This is a genomic window from Streptomyces sp. NPDC055243, assembly GCF_044544025.1.
Taxonomy (GTDB): Bacteria; Actinomycetota; Actinomycetes; order Streptomycetales; family Streptomycetaceae; genus Streptomyces.
Window position 1 is genome coordinate 1 of the sequence record NZ_JBITWR010000012.1, and the last position, 20,969, is coordinate 20,969.

Here is a 20,969-nt window from a genome sequence, read left to right on the forward strand (position 1 = left end):
TTGAACTTGTCCAGCGTGATGACCCACGCCGCCAGCAGCCCCGCCGCACCCGTGATCACCAGGAGCAGCGCGAACGCACGGCTCCCACCGACGCCGCGTGGGGCGTCCGCGTCCGTTGCCCCGCGGTCGTGCTCGGGGAGGCTGTCGCTTGCCGGGGTCGTCTTGCTCATCACGCCGTTCCGTCGCTGAGTGGGGGCCTGCGGGCACGGACATTGTGCCGCACGCGCGCGGGTGTCCACCGTTCGATGGACATAAGGAGGTACGCGCGGAGGTCCCGGAGCGTTCGGTTCGCCGGGACGCTCGACGGCATGACGACAGACGACGGAACGACGGCGGCCACCGGCGGTCTCGCGGTGGACGTGCGCGGGCTGCGCAAGCGCTACGGCGACGTGGCCGCCGTGGACGGCATCGACCTGGCCATCCGGCACGGCGAGGTCTTCGGCATCCTGGGCCCCAACGGCGCGGGCAAGAGCACCACCGTGGAGATCCTTCAGGGAAACCGCGCGCGGGACGGCGGCGAGGTAGCCGTGCTCGGCGCCGACCCCGCGTCCGCCGGGCGTGCGTGGCGCTCACGCGTCGGGATCGTGTGGCAGGACGAGTCCGCGCCCGCCGAGCTGACGGTGCGCGAGACAGTACGTCAGTTCGCCCGCTACTACCCGAAGCCGCGGGGGCCCGAGGAGGTCATCGCGCTCGTCGGCCTCCAGGAGAAGGCGGCGAGCCGCATCAAGAGCCTCTCGGGCGGCCAGCGCCGCCGGCTCGACGTGGCGCTCGGCGTCATCGGCGACCCCGAACTCCTGCTCCTGGACGAGCCGACCACAGGCTTCGACCCGGCCGCGCGGCGCCAGTTCTGGAGCCTGATCCGCAGGCTCGCCGACGAGGGCACGACGATCGTGCTCACCACCCACTATCTGGAGGAGGCGGAAGCGCTCGCGCACCGGCTCGCGGTGATCGCCGGTGGCCGGGTGGTGGCCGAGGGCGAGCCCGGCGCCCTGCGTCACCGCTACGGCACCGAGGCCACCGTCGAGTGGACCGACCCGGACGGGACCCCGCGCGTCGAGCGCACCGGGACCCCGACGCGGACCGTCGCCGAGCTGACGGCCCGGTTCGACGGCGAGATCCCGGGGCTGCGCATCGGCCGCCCCTCCCTCGAAGACGTGTACCTGCGGCTTACCGGACAGGAAGGCGACGCGCGATGACCTCGACGGCCACGGCCACGGGCGTACGCCCCTTCGAGCACCCCCCGCACCGAATGCCATCGGCCTGGGCGCTCGGCCTGCGTCAGGGCGCGATGGAGCTCAGGCAGTTCTTCCGGTTGCGCGAGCAGGTGGTCTTCACCTTCGCCTTCCCCATCGTCTTCCTGTTCCTGTTCGCGTCGATCTTCAGCGACGACGTGGAGGGCGCCGGCATCACGGCGTCGCAGCTCTACGTGGCCGCGATGATCGCGGCGGGCATCATGTCCACCAGCTTCCAGTCGCTCGGCGTCTCCATCGCCATCGAGCGCGACGAGAAGGTGCTGCGGCGGCTGCGCGGGACGCCGATGCCGCCTGCCGCGTACTTCCTCGGCAAGATCTGGCTCGTCCTGGTCACCGGCCTGCTGGAGACCGTGGCCCTGCTGGTCGTGGGCGTGACGCTCTTCGACGTCGAGCTGCCGACGAGCGCGGGCAAGTGGCTCACCTTCGGCTGGGTCTTCGTCCTCGGCCTCACCGGCTGCGCGCTGCTCGGCATCGCGATCAGCAGCGTCCCGAAGTCCGGGCGCAGCGCCAACTCCGTGGTCGTCCTCCCTTTCCTGGTGCTGCAGTTCATCTCGGGCGTCTACATCGCCATCGACACGATCCCCGACTGGATGCTGGACATCGGCGCGCTCTTCCCGCTGAAGTGGATGTGCCAGGGCTTCCGCGGGGTGTTCCTGCCGGAGTCGGCCAACATCCTGGAACAGACGGGAAGTTGGGAGTACGGACGCGTGGCCCTGGTGCTCGGCGCCTGGTGCGTCGGAGGATTGGTGCTGTGTCTGATGACCTTCCGGTGGAAGAACCGGCGCGACGGATGAGCGGGGCGGCCGGGCCGCGCGACGCGCACATCTGGCTGCGCACGTTCCGCCTCTGGGACTCGTACTTCGCCGTGGTGTGGGCGGCCACCCTGGTCTTCGTGCTCGGCACGGCGGAGCCGGGGTGGCCCGTCCGGCTGACCACGGCCGGGTTTCTCCTGCTCCTGGTCCCCTGGTACGTGTGGTTCGGGCGCCGCGTGCTCATGGAGGAAGGCACCGACGAACGGCGGGCGCTGAGCTACATCGCAGGCGCGACCGTGCTGTTCCTGCCACCGGGGGTCCTGATCGGCGAGACGCGCCTGATGGCCTTCGCGCTCGTCCCGCAGTGCTTCATCTGTCTGCGGACGCGCTGGGCGACGGTGGCGGTCACCGTCATCAACATCGCGCCCGTGGCGGGCTGGGCGCTGCTGTGGCGGCCTTCGCCGCAGGACGTCTTCTACAACTCGGTGTTCGCCGTGGTGACGCTGGTCTTCTCGGTGGCGATGGGCACCTGGATCGCCCGCATCATCGAGCAGAGCCACGAACGGGCCGACCTCCTCGCCGAGTTGGAGGCGAGCCGCGAGGAGGTCACCCGGCTCTCCGCCGAGCGCGGGGCTCTCGCGGAGCGCGAGCGCATGTCGCGCGAGATCCACGACACCCTCGCGCAGGGCTTCACCAGCGTCCTCATGCTCGTCCAGGCCGTCGACGCCGAGCTGGCGCGTGACGTGCCCGCCGCCCGCCGCCACCTGGGGCTGATGGAGGCGACGGCGCGGCAGAACCTCGCGGAGGCGCGGGCCTTGGTCGCGGGCCGCGCGCCCGCCGACCTGGACGCCGGTTCGCTGCCGGAGGCCATGCGGCGCCTGGCGGCCCGGCACGAGGCCGAGGTCTCCGTGACGGGCGACGTGCGACCGCTGCCGCCGGGCTTGGAAGTGGTGGCCCTGCGCTCCTGTCAGGAGGCCCTCACCAACGTACGCAGGCACGCCGGTCCCGGTGCGTCGGCGACCGTCGCCCTGGCCTACGCGCACGGGTCGCTCACCCTGGCGGTGCGGGACACCGGGTGCGGCTTCGACGCCGGCGCACCGCGGCAGGGGTACGGCCTGCGGGGGCTGCGCAGGCGGGCCGCCGAGGTCAGGGGCACTGCGGAGGTGGCCAGTGGCCCCGGCGACGGCACGACCGTCACCGTTCTGCTGCCGATCCCCGAGAGGACGTCCCCGTGATCCGCATCGTGCTCGCCGACGACCATCCCGTCGTACGCGAGGGACTGCGCGCCATGCTGAGCGCCGAGCCGGATCTGGACGTGGTCGCGGAGGCGTCGAGCGGGCCGCGGGCGGAGGCGCTGGCCGCCGAGCTGCGGCCGGACATCGTCCTGATGGACCTGCGGATGCCCGGCGGTGGCGGGGCCGACTCGATCGAGCGGATGGCCGCGGCGGGGCTGCCCTGCCGGGTCATCGTGCTCACGACGTACGAGACCGACCGCGACATCCTGCGGGCCGTGGAGGCGGGTGCGGCGGGCTACCTGCTCAAGGATCTGGCCCGGGGTGAGCTGGCCGAGGCGGTGCGGGCCGCTGCCCGCGGGGAGACGGTCCTTGCCCCCTCGGTGGCGGCCCGCCTGGTCGACCAGCTGCGTGCGCGCCCGGAGCGGCCACGGCTCGCGGAGCGTGAGACGGCGGTGCTGCGTCTGGTGGCGGAGGGCTGTACGAACGCGGAGATCGGCCGGCGGCTGCATGTCGCCGAGTCGACGGTGAAGACCCATCTGCTGCGGGTCTTCGCGAAGCTGGGGGTGGACGACCGCACGGCGGCGGTCACCAGTGCGATGCGCCACGGCTTGCTCGAGCAGTGACGAGGGCCCCGGGTGCGGCACCCGGGGCCCTCGTCGACAGATCTCTCCGCGGCTGCGTCGTGGCTGGTCGCGCGGTTCCCCGCGCCCCTTCGGGGCGCGGGCGATCAGGCCAGCTTGCCCTGCACGACGGCCACGATCTCCTCCACCGCCACGGCGTCCTGCTCCCCGGACTCCATGTCCTTGAGCTGGACGACGCCCTCGGCGAGGTCACGCTCACCGGCGACGATCGTGAAGCGCGCGCCGCTGCGGTTGGCGTTCTTCATGGCGCCCTTGAGGCCCTTGCCGCCGTACGAGAAGTCCGCCGCGACGCCCGCCCTGCGCAGCTCCGTCACCTTGGAGAACAGGACCCGCCGGGCCTCGTCGCCGAGCGGCACCGCGAACACGCTGGTCGCCGAGGGCAGTTCGAGCTCCACGCCCTCCGCCTCCAGGGCGAGGACCGTGCGGTCCACGCCGAGCGCCCAGCCCACCGACGGCAGCGAGGGGCCGCCGATCATCTCGGACAGGCCGTCGTAGCGGCCGCCGCCGCCCACCGCGGACTGCGAGCCGAGGCCGTCGTGGACGAACTCGAAGGTCGTGCGCGTGTAGTAGTCCAGGCCGCGGACCAGCTTCGGGTCGTCCTCGTACTCGACGCCCTCGGACGTCAGGAGCTCGCGCACCTGCTTGTGGTACGCCTGGCACGCGTCGCACAGGTAGTCGCGCAGCATCGGGGCGCCGACCAGCTGCTTCTGGACGTCGTCGCGCTTGTCGTCCAGGACCCGCAGCGGGTTGATGTCGATACGTCGACGTGTCTCCTCGTCCAGGTCGAGTCCGCGCAGGAAGTCCTGCAGCGCGGCCCGGTAGACGGGGCGGCACTCCTTGTCGCCGAGCGAGTTCAGCAGGATGCGGAACTGGCGCAGGCCCAGGGCGCGGTACGCCTGGTCCGCGAGGATGATCAACTCGGCGTCGAGCGCCGGGTCCTCCGCGCCGATCGCCTCTGCGCCGACCTGCGAGAAGTGGCGGTAGCGGCCCTTCTGCGGGCGCTCGTAGCGGTAGTACGAGCCGGAGTACCAGAGCTTGACCGGGAGGTTGCCCGCCTTGTGCAGGTTGGCCTCCAGGGCGGCGCGCAGCACGGATGCGGTGCCCTCGGGGCGCAGGGCGAGCTGGTCGCCGCCCTTGGTCTCGAAGGCGTACATCTCCTTGGAGACGATGTCGGTGGACTCGCCGACGCCGCGCGAGAACAGCTCGACGTTCTCGAAGCCGGGCGTCTCGACGTAGCCGTACCCGGAGTTCCGCAGCGGCGTGGCGATGGCCTCGCGCACCGCCAGGTACTTCGCGGAGTCCGGCGGCAGCAGGTCGTACGTGCCCTTGGGGGCCTTGAAGGTGCTCACGGGTTTTCTCTCGTCACATTCCTCGTCGGGGAGCGTCGGCTCCCAGGCCTGCGGCCACCTGGCGCAGATACGGGTTGGTGGCGCGCTCACGGCCAATGGTCGTGTGCTCGTTGTGACCGGGCAGGACCACGGTCGAGTCGTCGAGCGGCAGGCACACGCGCGCCAGCGACTCGAGCAGCTCGTCCTGCGATCCGCCGGGCAGGTCGGTGCGGCCGATGGAGCCGGCGAAGAGCAGGTCGCCCGAGAAGAACACCGAGGGGACCTCGGCGGACTCGGGCAACTGGAACGTCACCGACCCCTTCGTATGCCCCGGCGCGTGCGCGACGGAGAAGTCCAGACCGGCGAGCTTCAGGCGCGCGCCGTCGGCCAGCTCCTTGACGTCGGAGGGCTCCCCCACGGTCAGTTCGCCGAGCAGCTGGGCGCCGAAGGAGCGGCCCAGGGCCTTCTCCGGGTCGCTCATCATGTACCGGTCCTCGGGGTGGATCCACGCGGGCACGTCATGTGCCCCGCAGACCGGGACGACCGAGGCGACGTGGTCGATGTGGCCGTGGGTGAGGACGACCGCGACGGGCTTGAGCCGATGCTTCTTGAGTGCGTCCTCGACTCCCTCGGTGGCCTGATGGCCCGGGTCGATGATCACGCACTCCTCGCCGGCGGCGGGGGCGACCAAGTAGCAGTTGGTGCCCCAGGCCCCGGCGGGAAACCCGGCAATGAGCACGATCGTCCTTCGTTCGTAGTCCGGCGGAGGTGACCGCGCAGGATCGCGGCAGATCAGAGCCTACCGGCGCTCCCGATTCCACAGCTAACCCATATACGGTACGGGGCACACAGAAGCGGTCATCCACGCAGAGGAGAGAGAACCCGGTGGTCAGCAACGATCAGCGGCGGCGTCAGCTCGCCCGGGAGAAGTTCTTGCGGCAGCAGCAGCGCCGGGAGGCCGCGCGACGCAGGGCGCGGATGCGCAACGCGGTGATCGCGTCGGCGCTCGCGGTGGTGGTGGCCGGCGGCGCGGTGTCGTACGCGGCAGGTGCCTTCGACGACGACGGCAAGCCGAAGGACAACGCGAACGCGAGCCCCACCACGAAGCCGGACCCGTGCGAGAAGCCCGCGGGCGGCAAGGTGAAGCCGCTCAGCTTCAAGAAGGAGCCGGCGCTCACGATCGACAAGACGGCGAGCTACGCGATGAAGCTCAGCACCACCTGCGGCGACATCGGCCTCGACCTCTCTGCGGCGAAGGCCCCGCACACGGTCAACTCCTTCAACTTCCTGGTGAACAAGGGCTACCTGGATCACACCAAGTGCCACCGGCTCACCGCGGGCGGCATCTACGTCCTGCAGTGCGGCGACCCCAAGGGCACCGGCGAGGGCGGCCCCGGCTACTCGATCCCGGACGAGAACCTCAAGGACAAGAGCCTGAAGGGGAACGTGTATCCGGCGGGCACGGTAGCGATGGCCAACCAGTACAACGCCCAGGAGAAGAAGGGCCGGGACACCGGCGGCAGCCAGTTCTTCCTGGTCTACCAGGACAGTCAGCTGCCACCCGACTACACACCGTTCGGGACCATTTCCGATTCCGGGATGAAGGTGCTCAAGAAGATTGCCGACGCCGGCGAGAGCACCGGCCAGGGCGACGGCGCCCCGAACGCGACGGTCGTCATCAACAAGGCGACCGTGTCGAAATCCTGACCGCGGGCAGGCAAACTTCGGACGTGCGGGATGCGGACAGCCGCCCCGCCGGTCGCCTATGTTGGCGGTGACGAAACTGTGGACGATGCCGGGGGCCCCGAGGCCCTGCGCAGGCATCATGTGGAGGAGGCGCTGTGAGCAGCGACCCGTGGGGCCGCGTCGACGAGACGGGGACCGTGTACGTGCGCAAGGCCGACGGCAGTGAGCGCGAAGTCGGTTCGTGGAAAGCGGGATCTCCTGACGAGGCCCTTGCCTACTTCGAGCGCAAGTACGACGGTCTGGTCGTCGAGATCGGACTTCTCGAGCGCCGGGTGAAGACGACCGACCTGTCGGCCAAGGACGCCATGACCGCCATCGACCACCTGCGCCAGCAGGTGGACGAGGCACACGCGGTCGGCGATCTGGACGCCCTGAGCAAGCGCCTGGACAAGCTCGTCGAGACCGTCGACGCGCGCCGTGAAGAGCGCAAGGTGCAGAAGGCCAAGCAGTCGGACGAGGCGAGGCACGCCAAGGAGGCGCTGGTCGTCGAGGCCGAGGAGCTCGCCCAGAGCGAGCAGTGGCGGGCGGCCGGTGAGCGGCTGCGCGCCCTGGTGGACACCTGGAAGGGTCTGCCGCGCCTGGACCGCAAGTCGGACGACGAGCTGTGGCACCGCTTCTCGCATGCCCGCTCGGCGTTCTCCAAGCGGCGCAAGGCCCACTTCGCCTCGCTGGACGCCCAGCGCGAAGAGGCCCGCAAGACCAAGGAGAAGCTGGTCGGCGAGGCCGAGGCTCTCTCCGCATCGACCGACTGGGGTCCGACGGCCGCGCGCTACCGCGACCTGATGACCGAGTGGAAGGCCGCGGGCCGCGCCCAGCGCGAGCACGAGGACGACCTGTGGAACCGCTTCCGCGGCGCCCAGGACGTGTTCTTCGCGGCACGCAGCGCGGTCTTCGCGGAGCGGGACGCCGAGCAGACGGAGAACCTGAAGCTGAAGGAGGAGCTGGCCGAGGAGGCCGAGAAGCTCGTCCCGGTCAAGGACCTCAAGTCGGCCCGCGCCGCCTTCCGTACGCTCAACGAGCGCTGGGAAGCCATCGGCCACGTCCCGCGGGACGCGCGGCCGAAGGTGGAGGCCCGGATGCACGCGGTGGAGCGTGCTCTGCAGGACACCGAGGAAGCCGAGTGGCGCCGGACGAACCCCGAGGCGCGCGCTCGCGCCGAGGGTCTGACCGGTCAGCTGCAGGCCGCCGTCGACAAGCTCGTCGAGCAGATCGACAAGGCGCGCGCCGCGGGCAACAACGCCAAGGCGGACAAGCTCCAGAAGGAGCTCGACGGCCGCCAGGCACTGCTCGACCAGGCGCTGAAGGGTCTGCACGAGTTCGGCGGCTGAGATCGGCCGCCGCATGCGGCGGCTGAGTTTTTCGCACGCTACGTAGAGGGGCTCCCGTACATCACGTACGGGAGCCCCTCTACGTAGTGGCCCGGTTTACGGCCTGCGCGCCGACGTCACCCTGTAGACGTCATACACGCCCTCGACTCCCCTGACCGCCTTGAGCACATGGCCCAGGTGCTTGGGGTCGCCCATCTCGAACGTGAAGCGCGAGGTGGCCACCCGGTCGCGGGAGGTCTGGACGGCCGCGGACAGGATGTTCACGTGCTGGTCCGAGAGGATGCGCGTGACGTCCGAGAGCAGGCGCGAGCGGTCCAGGGCCTCGACCTGGATGGCGACCAGGAAGACCGAGGACTGGGTGGGCGCCCACTCGACCTCGAGGATGCGCTCGGGCTCGCGGGAGAGCGAGTCGACGTTCACGCAGTCGCTGCGGTGAACCGATACGCCGCTGCCGCGCGTGACGAAGCCGATGATCCCGTCGCCGGGGACCGGCGTACAGCACCGGGCCAGCTTGACCCAGACGTCCTCGACGCCCTTGACGACGACACCGGGGTCGGCGTTGGCGCGGCGCTTGCTGCGGCTGCGCGAGGGCGGCGTGCTCTCGGCGATGTCCTCGTTGGCGGCCTCCTCGCCGCCGAGCGCCTGGACGAGCTTCTGCACCACGGACTGCGCGGTGACGTGGCCTTCGCCGATCGCCGCGTACAGGGACGAGATGTCGGGGTAGCGCATCTCGTGCGCGAGGGTGACCAGGGAGTCGCCGGTGAGGATGCGCTGGATCGGCAGGTTCTGCTTGCGCATGGCGCGCGCGATGGCGTCCTTGCCCTGCTCGATGGCCTCGTCGCGGCGCTCCTTGGAGAACCACGCGCGGATCTTGTTGCGCGCCCGCGGCGACTTGACGAAGCCGAGCCAGTCGCGGGAGGGGCCCGCGCCGGCCGCCTTGGAGGTGAAGACCTCCACCAGGTCGCCGTTGTCCAGGGTCGATTCGAGCGGTACGAGCCGTCCGTTGACCCGCGCTCCTATGGTGCGGTGGCCGACCTCGGTGTGGACCGCGTACGAGAAGTCGACCGGGGTCGCGCCCGCCGGGAGCGCTATGACGTCGCCCTTCGGCGTGAAGACGAAGACTTCGTTGCGCGACAGGTCGAAGCGCAGCGACTCCAGGAACTCGCTGGGGTCCTCGGTCTCCTTCTGCCAGTCCAGGAGCTGGCGCAGCCACGCCATGTCGTTCAGGTGGTCGTCCTTGGCACCGGCCTTGCGCGGCACGTCGGTGCGCACCTTGGAGGCGGCGCCGGCGGACGGCTCCTGCTTGTACTTCCAGTGCGCGGCGATGCCGTACTCGGCGCGGCGGTGCATGTCGAACGTACGGATCTGGAGCTCGACGGGCTTGCCGCTGGGGCCGATGACCGTCGTGTGCAGCGACTGGTACATGTTGAACTTGGGCATCGCGATGTAGTCCTTGAACCGGCCGGGGACCGGGTTCCATCGCGCGTGGACGGTGCCGAGGGCGGCATAGCAGTCGCGGACCGTGTCGACGAGGACGCGGATGCCCACCAGGTCGTAGATCTCCGCGAAGTCACGGCCGCGGACGATCATCTTCTGGTAGACGCTGTAGTAGTGCTTCGGGCGCCCGGTGACGGTGGCCTTGATGCGGGCGGCGCGCAGGTCGGCCTGGACCTCGTCGGTCACTATGGCGAGGTACTCGTCGCGCTTGGGGGCGCGCTCGGCGACCAGACGCACGATCTCGTCGTACATCTTGGGGTAGAGGATCGCGAAGGCGAGGTCCTCCAGCTCCCACTTGATGGTGTTCATGCCCAGGCGGTGGGCCAGGGGCGCGTAGATCTCCAGGGTCTCGCGGGCCTTCTTCTCCTGCTTCTCGCGCTTGAGATAGCGCATCGTGCGCATGTTGTGCAGGCGGTCGGCGAGCTTGATGACCAGGACGCGGGGGTCCTTGGCCATGGCGACGACCATCTTGCGCACGGTCTCGGCCTGCGCGGCCTCGCCGAACTTGACCTTGTCCAGCTTGGTGACGCCGTCGACGAGCAGGGCGACCTGGTCCCCGAAGTCGCGCTTGAGGGTGTCCAGGCCGTACTCGGTGTCCTCCACCGTGTCGTGCAGCAGCCCCGCCATCAGCGTGGCCGGGTCCATGCCCAGCTCGGCGAGGATCGTCGTCACGGCGAGCGGGTGCGTGATGTACGGGTCGCCGCTCTTGCGCTTCTGGCCGCGGTGCCAGCGCTCGGCGACCTGGTAGGCCTTCTCGATCTGGCGCAGCGTCGCCGTCTCGATCTTGGGGTCGTTGCTGCGCACTATCCGCAGCAGCGGCTCCAGGACCGGGTTGTACGGGTTGGAGCGCTGGACGCCCAGGCGGGCCAGGCGGGCGCGTACGCGGTTGGAGGAGCCGGAGCGCTCGTTCTTGGCCGCGGTGGGCCGTGGCGTGGGCGTCGTGCTGCCCGCCCGGGCCTCCGTGGGCGGCTTGGAGCGCGACGGATCGGCGGCCGGCTTGTCGCCCTGGGCGCCGGCGGCGGGTGTGCTCGGTGCGGGCTTGGTGCTGGGGGGCGTGCTCTCCTGCTTCGCCGGCGTCGCGCCCTTGGCGGGCGGCGCGCTCTTCGCGGGCGCGGCAGTGGCCGCCGCGCGCTGGGCCTGCTCTGCGGCCTTGGCGGCGGTGAGTGCCTTGGACTCGTCTGGCAAGAGGCGCTCCCTGTGCGATCCGGGTCCCCCGGTCAGGCCCCGAAGAGCCCATGGTATCGATCCTGGACCTTCGGCTCGCCCTCAGCTCGTGAGACGGCGTTCTACGGAAGAAACGCCTGAGGTCTCCACACGGTGGACCCGAGGTCTCTACAGAAGGAACACCTGAGGCGGGCGCCGGATTCCTCCGGGCCCGCCTCAGGGTGTGCGTGGTGGCTGCTCAGACGCCTCAGACGGTGAGGAGGGCCTCCAGCGGGGCGCCCTCCAGGGCCGTCTGAAGCTTGCTGCGGCCCCCGAGGAAGCCGAGCTCCATCAGAACCGCCACACCGGCCACCTGGGCGCCCGCACGGCGGATGAGCCGCAGGGACGCCTCGGCGGTGCCGCCGGTCGCCAGGACGTCGTCGATGACCATGACGCGGTCGTCGGCGGCGAGGTCCTCGGCGTGCACCTCGATCTCGGCGCTGCCGTACTCCAGGTCGTACGACTGGCTGAGCGTCGCTCCGGGGAGCTTGCCCGCCTTGCGTACGGGGATGAAGCCGAGCCCGGCGCGCAGGGCGACCGGGGCGCCCAGGATGAAGCCGCGGGCCTCCAGGCCGACGATCTTCGTGGCGCCGTGCCGCACGGCGAGGTCCGCGAGGGCCTCGGTCAGTGCGGCGAACGCCTCCGGGTCGGCCAGGAGCGGCGTGATGTCCTTGAACATCACCCCGGGCTCGGGGTAATCGGGAACGTCTCGGATGCGGCTGAGCAGCAACTCCGTCGTTCCGGCGAGCTCGGTCATCGGCGCTTCCCCGAAGGACGGCCACGGCCGCGGCCCCGCGAGGCCGGCTGCGTGCGCGGGCCGACGACGCCCGCGGGGGCGGCGTCCTGCGGCTCGTCGTCGTCCGGCTCGTCGTACTCGTCCTGCGCGGCGCTCTCCGCGGACTCCCCCTTGGCCGCGGCAGCGGCGCGCTTGGCGAGGACGCGCTTCTTGAGCGCCTTCATCTGCGGCTCGGTCTCCTTGAGGTCGGCGACGAGCGGCGTGGCGATGAAGATCGACGAGTACGCGCCGGCCGCGAGGCCGACGAACAGCGACAGCGAGATGTCGTTGAGCATGCCCGCGCCCAGGAAACCGCCGCCGATGAAGAGCAGGCCGGCGACCGGCAGGAGCGCGACGACCGTGGTGTTGATCGAGCGCACCAGGGTGCTGTTGATGCTGCGGTTGGCGACCTCGCTGTAGGTCCACCGGGTCTGCTTGGTGAGGTCCTTCGACTGCTCCTTCAAGCTGTCGAAGACCACGACGGTGTCGTACAGCGAATAACCGAGGATCGTCAGCAGACCGATGATCGTGCCCTGGGTGACCTCGAAGCCCACCAGGGCGTACACACCCACGGTGATCGTGATGTCGTGGATCAGGGCGATCAGCGCGGCGAGCGCCATGCGCCACTCGAAGGCGATCGCCAGATAGATCACCACGAGGACCATGAAGATGATCAGGCCCGTCCAGGCCTTCTTGCTGATCTGCTCACCCCAACTGGGGCCCACGAGGTCGGCGTTGATGGAGTCGACCTTCATGTCCATGTTCTCGGCCAGATCAGCCTTGATCTGGTCGGACTTGGCGGTGTCGACACCGGCGACCTGGATGCGCAGACCGCCCGAGCCGAGCTCCTGGACGACCGCGTCGTGGCCGGAGGCCTCTTCCGCGTACTTCTCCGCCTGAGCCACCGAGACGCTGGTCTTCGGGGTGGTGAAGACGGCACCGCCCTCGAACTCGATGCCCATGTTCAGGCCGCGCACCGCGAGGCCGACGATGGCCGTGATGGTGATCAGGATCGAGACGCCGTACCAGATCTTGCGCTTGCCGACGAAGTCGTAGCCGACCTCACCGCGGTAGAGCCTGGCGCCGAGATTGCCGAGCTTCGACATCTCACGCCTCCTTCGGGTCGACAGGGCCAGCGGCAGAACCAGTGGCGCGGCGGGTGCGGCGCAGCGGCGGCTTGGCGCCGAGGCGCTTCGGGTCGAGGCCGGACCACTTGTGGCCGTTCGCGAAGAACTTCTTGCGCGCCATCAGGGTCATCAGCGGCTTGGTGAAGAAGAAGACCACCACGACGTCGAGCAGCGTGGTCAGGCCGAGCGTGAACGCGAAGCCCTGGACCTTGCCGACCGTGACGATGAAGAGCACCGCGGCCGCGAGGAACGACACGAAGTCGGAGACCAGGATGGTGCGCCGGGCACGCGGCCAGGCACGCTCCACGGCGGGCCGCAGCGTGCGTCCCTCCCTGACCTCGTCCCTGACGCGTTCGAAGAACACGATGAACGAGTCCGCGGTGATACCGATCGCAACGATCGCACCACACACCGCGGGCAGGTTCAGGGTGAAGGAGATGGCCGGGCCGAGCAGCGTCATCAGGGTGTACGTCAGGGCGGCCGAGACCAGGAGGCTCGCGATGGCGATCAGCGAGAGTCCGCGGTAGTAGACCACCAGGTAGATGATGACGAGCGCGAGGCCGATGGCGCCGGCGATCAGACCGGCGTGCAGCTGCTCGCCGCCGAGCGCCGGGCTCACGGTGGTGACGCTCTGCTCGTGGAAGGTCAGCGGCAGCGCGCCGTACGACAGGATGTTGGCCAGGTCCTGGGCCGACTCCTGGGTGAAGCTGCCGGAGATCTCGGCGTTCGCGCTCAGCGTCGTGTTGACGCTGGGGGCCGAGGCCACTTCACCGTCGAGGACGATGGCGAACTGGTTCATCGGGGGCTGCTGCTGCGAGAGCTTGCTGGTCGTCTTCGAGAACTTCTTCGAGCCGCCGCCCGTGAAGTCCATGTTGACGACCCAGGCACCGCTCTGCTGGTTGATCGTCGCCTTGGCGTCGTCGACGTCCTTGCCGTTCAGCTCGGCCGGACCGAGGACGTACTTCTCCCACTGGCCCGCGTTGTTCTTGCCACAGGCCACGGTCTGCTCGGACGGCTTGACGCCGTCGCCGACCTTGCCGCGGGCCGCCTTGTCGGTGCAGTCGAGCTCGGTGAACTTCTTCTGCAGCGCGGCGGTGGCCGGGTCGGCGGACGGGGTGGGGGTCGGCGACGCCTTGTCGTCCTTGCCCTTGTCCGAGGCCTTCGGCGTCGGGGTCGCGTCGGCCTTCAGGCCGTCGGTGACGGCGCGGCCCTGGGAGGTGGGCGAGCCGGAGGCGGTCGGCGTCGCGGAGGCCTTGTCGTCGCCCTTCTCGGTCGCCTTGTCCGGGTCCGCGCTCTTGTCCTTGCCCTTGCCGGACGAGCTGGCGGACGGCTCGGGGGTGGGCTCACCGCTGGCCACCGTCAGGACGGGACGGAAGTAGAGCTGAGCGGTCGTGCCGACCTGCTCGCGCGCCTGCTTCTCGTTCGTGCCCTTGGGGATGTTGACGATGATGTTGTCTTCGCCCTGGGTCTGCACCTCGGCCTCGGACACACCCAGACCATTGACGCGGTTGTTGATGATGCTGACCGCGGTGTTCATGTTGGTCGGGTTGATCGCGTTCTTCTGGCCCGGCTCGTTCTTCGCCTGGAGCGTGATGCTCGTGCCACCGGCGAGGTCGATGCCGAGGCGGGGCGTGGTGTTCCCGGACAGGAACATCCCCCCGGTGAGCGCCACGAGGGCGATCAGGATGAAGACCAAAGAGCGGCCCGGCTTGCCCGGGGCGCTCTGCCTTCGGCCCTTCTTAGGTGCTGCCACCTTCTCGTTCTCCCTGTCCAACCGCCCCGCGTCCCGTGCACTGCCCCATCGCTGAGCGGGGAGTTCCCGGGTTGGGCGGCCATGAAATGGTGTCGAGACCCGTCACGAAACCCATGCACTGCGGGGGCCGTGGCAGCGCGAGCGGCGCGCCCCACGGTCCCCGGTGGTGGCTACTTCGCGTCGGACTCGCCGTCGGTCTTCTTCGGCTCGGCGTCGTCGGCCTTGGGAGCGCTGTCCGCGTCCTTCTTGCCGAGGTCGATGGGCGAGTCGTCGGAAGCGTCGGCGGGCTCGTCGGTCTCGGTCAGGGAGGAGGCGTCGTCCGGGACGACGGGGTTGTCCGACTTCAGGTCTTCGCTCGTGCCGTGGACGATGCGGTTGTACTCGTCGTCGTCCAGGACGGCGCCCACGGAGTTCTTCGCGTAGAACGCGTGCACACCAGGAGCCACCTCAAGGAGGACGGCGTCGTCGTGAACCTCCTTGACGGTGGCGTACATGCCCCCGATCGTGCGGATGCCGGTGCCGGGCTGCATCTCATTGCGCATCTGCGCCGCCGCCTGCTGCTTCTTCTTGGCGGAGCGCGTCATCAGGAACATGGCCCCGATGAGCACGATGAAGGGGAGGAGGGTCACGATATTCACGGGACGGAGTTTCCTTCGCATGACCGCGCAGATGAGCGGCCTGATGGACGGGGGTGGGCACGCCGCCCACAAGGGCGGCATCGGCGGAGTCTAAGCGAGTCCGCACCTAACGAACAACGCTCAGCATGGCACCGCAGTTCCTGACCGTTCCACTACGCGCGCCGTCACGCCCCGAACAGGTCCCCTTGTCCGATTCCGCCCGCCTGAGGCGGCGGAACGAGGCCGAGATGCGCCCATGCGGCGGGCGTCCCGACCCGGCCGCGGGGGGTGCGGGCGAGCAGTCCCTCCCGTACCAGGAAGGGCTCAGCGACCTCCTCGACCGTCTCGCGCTCCTCCCCCACGGCGACCGCGAGCGTCGACAGGCCCACGGGCCCGCCGCCGAAGAGCTTGAGCAGGGCCTCCAGGACCGCGCGGTCCAGGCGGTCCAGGCCGCGGGCGTCCACCTCGTAGACCTTCAGGGCCGCGCCGGCGATGTCCCTGTTGATCACGCCGTCGGCCTTGACCTGCGCATAGTCCCGTACGCGGCGCAGCAGGCGGTTGGCGATGCGGGGCGTGCCGCGTGAGCGTCCGGCGATCTCGGCTGCGCCCTTCGCGTCGATCTCCACGTCCAGGAGGTGCGCGGAGCGGTGGATCACGCGCTCCAGCTCGGCCGGTTCGTAGAACTCCATGTGCGCGGTGAAGCCGAAGCGGTCGCGCAGCGGCGGCGGCAGCAGGCCCGCCCGCGTGGTGGCGCCGACCAGGGTGAAGGGCGGCAGTTCCAGCGGGATGGCCGTGGCGCCGGGGCCCTTGCCGACGATGACGTCGACGCGGAAGTCCTCCATCGCCATGTAGAGCATCTCTTCGGCGGGCCGGGACATCCGGTGGATCTCGTCGAGGAAGAGGACCTCGCCCTCCTGGAGGGAGGAGAGGATCGCCGCGAGGTCGCCCGCGTGCTGGATGGCCGGGCCGCTGGTGATGCGGATCGGGGCGCCCATCTCGGCCGCGATGATCATCGACAGGGTGGTCTTGCCGAGGCCGGGGGCGCCGGAGAGCAGGACGTGGTCGGCGGTGGCGCCGCGCGCGCGGGCCGCGCGCAGGACGAGGTCGAGCTGCTCGCGGACCTTCTCCTGGCCGATGAACTCGCCCAGGTCCTTGGGGCGAAGGGCGGCCTCGACCGCCTGGTCCTCGCCGTCGGCGGACGCACCGACGAGCCGCTCGGCCGCCCCGGGTGCGGCGGTCGCGTCGTCGGTGGTCTCGTCCCAGTTCATGAGCTCGCCTCGCGATGTGGTTCTGGTGGGCAGGGGTGGGCGAATACCAGCGGGTGCTAGCGGGTGCGGTTGAGCGTCTGAAGCGCGGCCTTGAGGAGCTGGCCCACCTGCGGCTTCTCGGTCGCCTCGGCCTGCGGGGTGACGGCGGCGACCGCTTCGTCGGCCTCGCGCGTGGCATAGCCGAGGCCGATGAGCGCGGCGTGCAGCTGGTCGCTCCAGCCGGAGGTGACAGGGGTGCCGATGGCGGGGCCGCCGGTGCCCAGGGGCTCGCCGAGGCGGTCCTTGTACTCCAGGAGCAGCTTCTGGGCGCCCTTCTTGCCGATGCCCGGGACCGCGGTGAGCGCCTTCTCGTCGGCGGTGGCGACCGCGCGGCGCAGTGCGTCCGGGCTGTGCACGGCGAGCATGGCCTGCGCGAGGCGCGGTCCGACGCCGCTGGCGGTCTGGAGCAGCTCGAAGGTCTGGCGCTCGTCGTCGTCCGCGAAGCCGTACAGCGTCAGGGAGTCCTCGCGGACGACCAGGGAGGTGGCGAGCTTGGCCTGCTGGCCGATGCGCAGGGTGGAGAGCGTGTTCGGCGTGCACTGGATGGCCATGCCGACGCCGCCGACCTCGACCACCGCGGTGTCGGGGGCGAGTGCGGCGACGGGGCCGCTGACGAAGGCGATCATGCGGTACGGCCTTTCTGTGCTGTTGCGGTCTTCGACGCGTGCAGGGCTGTGGCCTGCTGGAGACGGTTCTGGGCGACCGCCTGCTGGAGGCGGTTCTGCGCCGGGGCGCGCCAGATGTGACAGATGGCGAGGGCGAGAGCGTCCGCCGCGTCGGCGGGCTTGGGCGGTGCGTCGAGCCGCAGGAGGCGGGTGACCATCGCTCCGACCTGGGCCTTGTCGGCGCGGCCGCTGCCGGTGACGGCGGCCTTGACCTCGCTGGGCGTGTGCAGGGCGACGGGGATGCCGCGGCGCGACGCGCAGAGCATGGCCACGGCGCTGGCCTGGGCGGTGCCCATGACCGTACGCACGTTGTGCTGGCTGAACACCCGCTCCACGGCGAGGACTTCGGGGTCGTGCTCGTCGAGCCACTGCTCGATGCCCTGCTCGATGGCGACCAGGCGGTGGCCGAGCTCGGCGTCGGCGGGCGTCCGCACGACACCGACCGCTCGCATGGTCAGCGGGCGTCCGGCGACTCCGTCGACGACCCCCACACCGCACCGGGTCAGACCCGGGTCCACACCCAGCACGCGCACGAGTACCCCCACTTCTTCGCTCACCTGTTTGTGCAGGCTATCGGCTCGCACTGACAACGCGACGGGCCGACAGGGGGTGTGTCCCCTGTCGGCCCGTCAGCGAAAGCCGTGGCACGGCCGGTCCGAGGCCCGACTCAGGCGTCGACCTTCTCCATGACCTCGTCGCTCACGTCGAAGTTGGCGAAGACGTTCTGGACGTCGTCGCTGTCCTCGAGCGCGTCGATGAGCTTGAAGATCTTCCGGGCGCCGTCCTCGTCCAGCTCGACCTGCATGGTCGGGACGAAGTTGGCGTCGGCCGAGTCGTAGTCGATGCCGGCCTCCTGGAGGGCGGTGCGGACCGCGACCAGGTCGGTGGCCTCGCTGAGCACCTCGAAGGACTCGCCGAGGTCGTTGACCTCTTCGGCGCCCGCGTCCAGGACCGCGCCCAGGACGTCGTCCTCGGACAGCTCGCCCTCGCCCTTGGGGACGATGACGACGCCCTTGCGGTTGAAGAGGTACGAGACGGAGCCCGGGTCGGCCATGGAGCCGCCGTTGCGGGTCATCGCGACGCGTACGTCCGAGGCCGCGCGGTTGCGGTTGTCGGTGAGGCACTCGATGAGCACCGCGACGCCGTTCGGGCCGTAGCCCTCGTACATGATCGTCTCGTACTCGGCGCCGCCGGCTTCGAGACCGGCGCCGCGCTTGACCGCGGAGTCGATGTTCTTGTTCGGGACCGAGCTCTTCTTGGCCTTCTGGATGGCGTCGAAGAGAGTCGGGTTGCCCGACACGTCGGCGCCGCCCGTGCGGGCCGCGACCTCGATGTTCTTGATCATCTTCGCGAAGAGCTTGCCGCGCTTGGCGTCAATCACGGCCTTCTTGTGCTTCGTCGTAGCCCATTTAGAGTGGCCGGACATCTGCCTGTCTCCTTCGCGTTACCCAACTGTACGAACGCAGAGATCCTACTAGGATCCCGCCGCCGCGTGGCCCCGGACCATCCCGACGAACAGCGCGTGCATGCGATGGTCGCCCGTCAGCTCGGGGTGGAACGACGTGGCGAGCGCGTTGCCCTGGCGCACGGCGACGATGTGTCCGCCGTGCTCGGCGAGCACCTCGACGCGCGCGCCGACCGACTCGACCCAGGGGGCGCGGATGAAGACACCCTCCACGGGGTCGCCGTCGATGCCCGCGACGTCCACGGCCGCCTCGAAGGACTCGTTCTGCCGTCCGAAGGCGTTGCGGCGCACGATCATGTCGATGCCGCCGAAGGTCTCCTGCTCCGAGCGCGGATCGAGGATCTTGTCGGCCAGCATGATCATGCCCGCGCAGGTGCCGTAGACCGGCATACCGGCGCGCACGCGCGCGCGAAGGGGCTCCAACAGGCCGAACAGGGCCGCCAGCTTGGAGATGGTGGTGGACTCACCGCCGGGGATGACCAGGCCGTCCACATCGGCCAGCTCTTCGGGACGCCTGACCGGCCTGGCCACGGCGTCCGCCGAGGCCAGGGCGATCAAGTGCTCCCGTACGTCGCCCTGGAGTGCCAGGACGCCGACTACAGGGGTGTCAGTCATCTACGTAGTGCCTTACCAGCCACGGTTCGCGTAGCGCTCGGCCTCGGGGAGGGTGTCGCAGTTGATGCCGACCATGGCCTCGCCGAGGTTGCGGGAAGCGTCCGCGATGATCTTGGGGTCGTCGTAGAAGGTGGTGGCCTTCACGATGGCGGCGGCGCGCGCGGCCGGGTCGCCCGACTTGAAGATGCCGGAGCCGACGAAGACGCCCTCGGCGCCGAGCTGGCGCATCAGAGCGGCGTCGGCGGGGGTGGCGACGCCACCGGCCGAGAAGAGGACCACCGGCAGCTTGCCCAGCTCGGAGACCTCCTTGACCAGCTCGTACGGGGCGCGCAGGTCCTTGGCGGCGGCGTACAGCTCGTTGTTGTCGAAGCCGCGCAGCTTGGCGATCTCGTTCTTGATCTGGCGAAGGTGGCGCACGGCCTCGACGACGTTGCCGGTGCCGGCCTCGCCCTTGGAGCGGATCATGGCCGCGCCCTCGGCGATGCGGCGCAGGGCCTCGCCCAGGTTGGTGGCGCCACACACGAACGGGGTCGTGAAGGCGAACTTGTCGCTGTGGTTGACCTCGTCGGCCGGGGTCAGGACCTCGGACTCGTCGATGTAGTCGACGCCGAGGGACTGGAGCACCTGGGCCTCGACGAAGTGGCCGATGCGGGACTTGGCCATGACCGGGATGGAGACGGCCTCGATGATCTCTTCGATCATGTTCGGGTCGGACATCCGGGCCACGCCGCCGTCCTTGCGGATGTCGGCGGGGACCCGCTCCAGCGCCATGACGGCCACCGCGCCCGCGTCCTCGGCTATCTTCGCCTGCTCGGCGTTGACGACGTCCATGATGACGCCGCCCTTGAGCTGCTCGGCCATGCCGCGCTTGACGCGCGCGGTGCCGGTCTCGGGCGACTGGTTGCTGCTGGAGAGGGTGCTGGACACGGAGTTGACCTCGCTCGCTGAAGACGGGTTCCTGCGACTACGAGGAAACTCCCGGCCACCAGTCCACAGCAAGGGCCAATGGATGACCGGTGGCTCATTTTTCCCGGACGCCCCTGGTCAGCGGCGTGTCCGGTGGCTCTACGTGGTCGCGCGGTCGGCCAGCGCGACCGGCGGTTCGTCGTCCATCTCGAAGGCCATCGGGAACGGCGCGTGGCCCGCGAGGCGGAACCAGCGGACCTTGCGGTGCCTGCGCAGGGCACGGGCCGCGCGTACGGCGTCGTTGTGGAAGCGCCGGGCCATCGGCACCCGGCGCACGGACGCGGCAAGCTCCGTCGCCGCCTCGTCGCCGCCGGGGGCCTCGCGCACCGCCTCGACCTGCTGCACCTCGCCGAAGATCGCGCGCAGCGCCTGGCTGAGCTCGCTCTCGGCGACCTCGCGCTGCTCCTCCTCCGCCTGCCGGGCCGCGTGCGCCGCTTCGTAGAGGACGATGGAGGCCGCCGGGTCGAGCACCCCCGAGGTGGCCAGCTCCTGGGCGACCGAGGCGCGGCGCAGCAGCTGGGCGTCGAGTGCCGCGCGGGCCGCGTCGATGCGGGCGTGCAGCCGGTCGAGCCGGCCCGCGGTCCAGCTCAGGTAGAGGCCGATCGCGAAGAGGGCTACCGCGATCCAGATCAGTGTCGAGGTCACCGGGGGAAGGCTAGTCGCATCGGCGGCGCCGGTTCACCGCCGGGCTCCCCG

General features: G+C 70.2%; 20 protein-coding genes. 6 read left to right on the forward strand and 14 right to left on the reverse strand.

The window, feature by feature from the left end:
- The first annotated feature begins 308 nt into the window (after positions 1 to 308).
- Genes ACIGXX_RS30265 through ACIGXX_RS30280 form a run of 4 tightly spaced genes read left to right on the forward strand, consistent with a single transcriptional unit; the run spans position 309 to position 3,863 of the window.
- Positions 309 to 1,196, forward strand: coding sequence for an ABC transporter ATP-binding protein (locus tag ACIGXX_RS30265; RefSeq protein ID WP_351164825.1), 888 nt, complete (start codon positions 309 to 311; stop codon positions 1,194 to 1,196).
- Positions 1,193 to 2,047: an ABC transporter permease gene (locus ACIGXX_RS30270; RefSeq protein WP_399980340.1), complete on the forward strand. Its 855-nt coding sequence runs from the start codon at positions 1,193 to 1,195 to the stop codon at positions 2,045 to 2,047. Before ACIGXX_RS30265 ends, ACIGXX_RS30270 begins: the two co-directional genes overlap by 4 nt.
- Positions 2,044 to 3,240, forward strand: a complete 1,197-nt coding sequence (locus ACIGXX_RS30275; RefSeq protein WP_399980635.1) for a sensor histidine kinase — start codon at positions 2,044 to 2,046, stop codon at positions 3,238 to 3,240. Before ACIGXX_RS30270 ends, ACIGXX_RS30275 begins: the two co-directional genes overlap by 4 nt.
- Positions 3,237 to 3,863 carry a response regulator gene (locus ACIGXX_RS30280; RefSeq protein WP_399980343.1) on the forward strand — a complete coding sequence of 209 codons (627 nt, stop codon included), beginning with the start codon at positions 3,237 to 3,239 and terminating at the stop codon, positions 3,861 to 3,863. Before ACIGXX_RS30275 ends, ACIGXX_RS30280 begins: the two co-directional genes overlap by 4 nt.
- 104 nt (positions 3,864 to 3,967) lie before the next feature.
- Here the strand turns inward: ACIGXX_RS30280 and hisS are convergent, their stop codons facing one another.
- Positions 3,968 to 5,230: a histidine--tRNA ligase gene (hisS, locus tag ACIGXX_RS30285; protein WP_366465235.1), complete on the reverse strand. Its 1,263-nt coding sequence runs from the start codon at positions 5,228 to 5,230 to the stop codon at positions 3,968 to 3,970.
- A gap of 13 nt (positions 5,231 to 5,243) precedes the next feature.
- Positions 5,244 to 5,948: an MBL fold metallo-hydrolase gene (locus ACIGXX_RS30290; protein ID WP_351164829.1), complete on the reverse strand. Its 705-nt coding sequence runs from the start codon at positions 5,946 to 5,948 to the stop codon at positions 5,244 to 5,246.
- Between the two features lie 146 nt (positions 5,949 to 6,094).
- Here ACIGXX_RS30290 and ACIGXX_RS30295 point away from each other — a divergent pair, with 146 nt between their 5' ends.
- Both ACIGXX_RS30295 and ACIGXX_RS30300 read left to right on the forward strand, forming a co-directional pair.
- Positions 6,095 to 6,916, forward strand: a complete 822-nt coding sequence (locus ACIGXX_RS30295) for a peptidylprolyl isomerase (RefSeq protein ID WP_399980348.1) — start codon at positions 6,095 to 6,097, stop codon at positions 6,914 to 6,916.
- A gap of 134 nt (positions 6,917 to 7,050) precedes the next feature.
- Positions 7,051 to 8,283, forward strand: a complete 1,233-nt coding sequence (locus tag ACIGXX_RS30300; protein WP_351164831.1) for a DUF349 domain-containing protein — start codon at positions 7,051 to 7,053, stop codon at positions 8,281 to 8,283.
- A gap of 96 nt (positions 8,284 to 8,379) precedes the next feature.
- Here ACIGXX_RS30300 and ACIGXX_RS30305 read toward each other — a convergent pair whose 3' ends face one another.
- The 12 genes from ACIGXX_RS30305 to ACIGXX_RS30360 all read right to left on the reverse strand — a co-directional run bounded on the left by ACIGXX_RS30305 (position 8,380) and on the right by ACIGXX_RS30360 (position 20,918).
- Entirely contained in the window at positions 8,380 to 10,965 is a 2,586-nt protein-coding gene (locus ACIGXX_RS30305; protein WP_361463266.1) for a RelA/SpoT family protein, read from the reverse strand.
- Between the two features lie 226 nt (positions 10,966 to 11,191).
- Positions 11,192 to 11,740 carry an adenine phosphoribosyltransferase gene (locus tag ACIGXX_RS30310; protein ID WP_351164833.1) on the reverse strand — a complete coding sequence of 183 codons (549 nt, stop codon included), beginning with the start codon at positions 11,738 to 11,740 and terminating at the stop codon, positions 11,192 to 11,194.
- Complete coding sequence (secF, locus tag ACIGXX_RS30315; protein ID WP_351164834.1) at positions 11,737 to 12,864, reverse strand: protein translocase subunit SecF; 1,128 nt, start codon at positions 12,862 to 12,864, stop codon at positions 11,737 to 11,739. Before secF ends, ACIGXX_RS30310 begins: the two co-directional genes overlap by 4 nt.
- 1 nt (position 12,865) lies before the next feature.
- Positions 12,866 to 14,638, reverse strand: a complete 1,773-nt coding sequence (gene secD / locus ACIGXX_RS30320) for a protein translocase subunit SecD (RefSeq protein WP_399980354.1) — start codon at positions 14,636 to 14,638, stop codon at positions 12,866 to 12,868.
- 170 nt (positions 14,639 to 14,808) lie between these two features.
- On the reverse strand, positions 14,809 to 15,276 hold the full coding sequence (yajC, locus tag ACIGXX_RS30325; RefSeq protein ID WP_351164836.1) for a preprotein translocase subunit YajC: 468 nt from the start codon (positions 15,274 to 15,276) through the stop codon (positions 14,809 to 14,811).
- Between the two features lie 164 nt (positions 15,277 to 15,440).
- Positions 15,441 to 16,523, reverse strand: a complete 1,083-nt coding sequence (gene ruvB / locus ACIGXX_RS30330; RefSeq protein ID WP_399980358.1) for a Holliday junction branch migration DNA helicase RuvB — start codon at positions 16,521 to 16,523, stop codon at positions 15,441 to 15,443.
- A 56-nt stretch (positions 16,524 to 16,579) separates the two neighbouring features.
- The gene (ruvA, locus tag ACIGXX_RS30335; protein WP_351164838.1) at positions 16,580 to 17,188 is read right to left on the reverse strand and encodes a Holliday junction branch migration protein RuvA; all 609 of its coding nucleotides are present in this window, start codon (positions 17,186 to 17,188) and stop codon (positions 16,580 to 16,582) included.
- The gene (gene ruvC / locus ACIGXX_RS30340) at positions 17,185 to 17,760 is read right to left on the reverse strand and encodes a crossover junction endodeoxyribonuclease RuvC (protein WP_351165143.1); all 576 of its coding nucleotides are present in this window, start codon (positions 17,758 to 17,760) and stop codon (positions 17,185 to 17,187) included. The genes ruvA and ruvC overlap by 4 nt, the downstream gene beginning before the upstream one ends.
- A gap of 134 nt (positions 17,761 to 17,894) precedes the next feature.
- Positions 17,895 to 18,653, reverse strand: a complete 759-nt coding sequence (locus ACIGXX_RS30345; protein ID WP_351164839.1) for a YebC/PmpR family DNA-binding transcriptional regulator — start codon at positions 18,651 to 18,653, stop codon at positions 17,895 to 17,897.
- Between the two features lie 48 nt (positions 18,654 to 18,701).
- Positions 18,702 to 19,307, reverse strand: a complete 606-nt coding sequence (pdxT, locus tag ACIGXX_RS30350) for a pyridoxal 5'-phosphate synthase glutaminase subunit PdxT (protein ID WP_351164840.1) — start codon at positions 19,305 to 19,307, stop codon at positions 18,702 to 18,704.
- A 12-nt stretch (positions 19,308 to 19,319) separates the two neighbouring features.
- Positions 19,320 to 20,234 (reverse strand): pyridoxal 5'-phosphate synthase lyase subunit PdxS, encoded by a 915-nt coding sequence (gene pdxS, locus ACIGXX_RS30355; protein ID WP_351164842.1) that lies wholly within the window; start codon positions 20,232 to 20,234, stop codon positions 19,320 to 19,322.
- Between the two features lie 138 nt (positions 20,235 to 20,372).
- The gene (locus ACIGXX_RS30360) at positions 20,373 to 20,918 is read right to left on the reverse strand and encodes a hypothetical protein (protein ID WP_351164844.1); all 546 of its coding nucleotides are present in this window, start codon (positions 20,916 to 20,918) and stop codon (positions 20,373 to 20,375) included.
- Between the last annotated feature and the right edge of the window lie 51 nt (positions 20,919 to 20,969).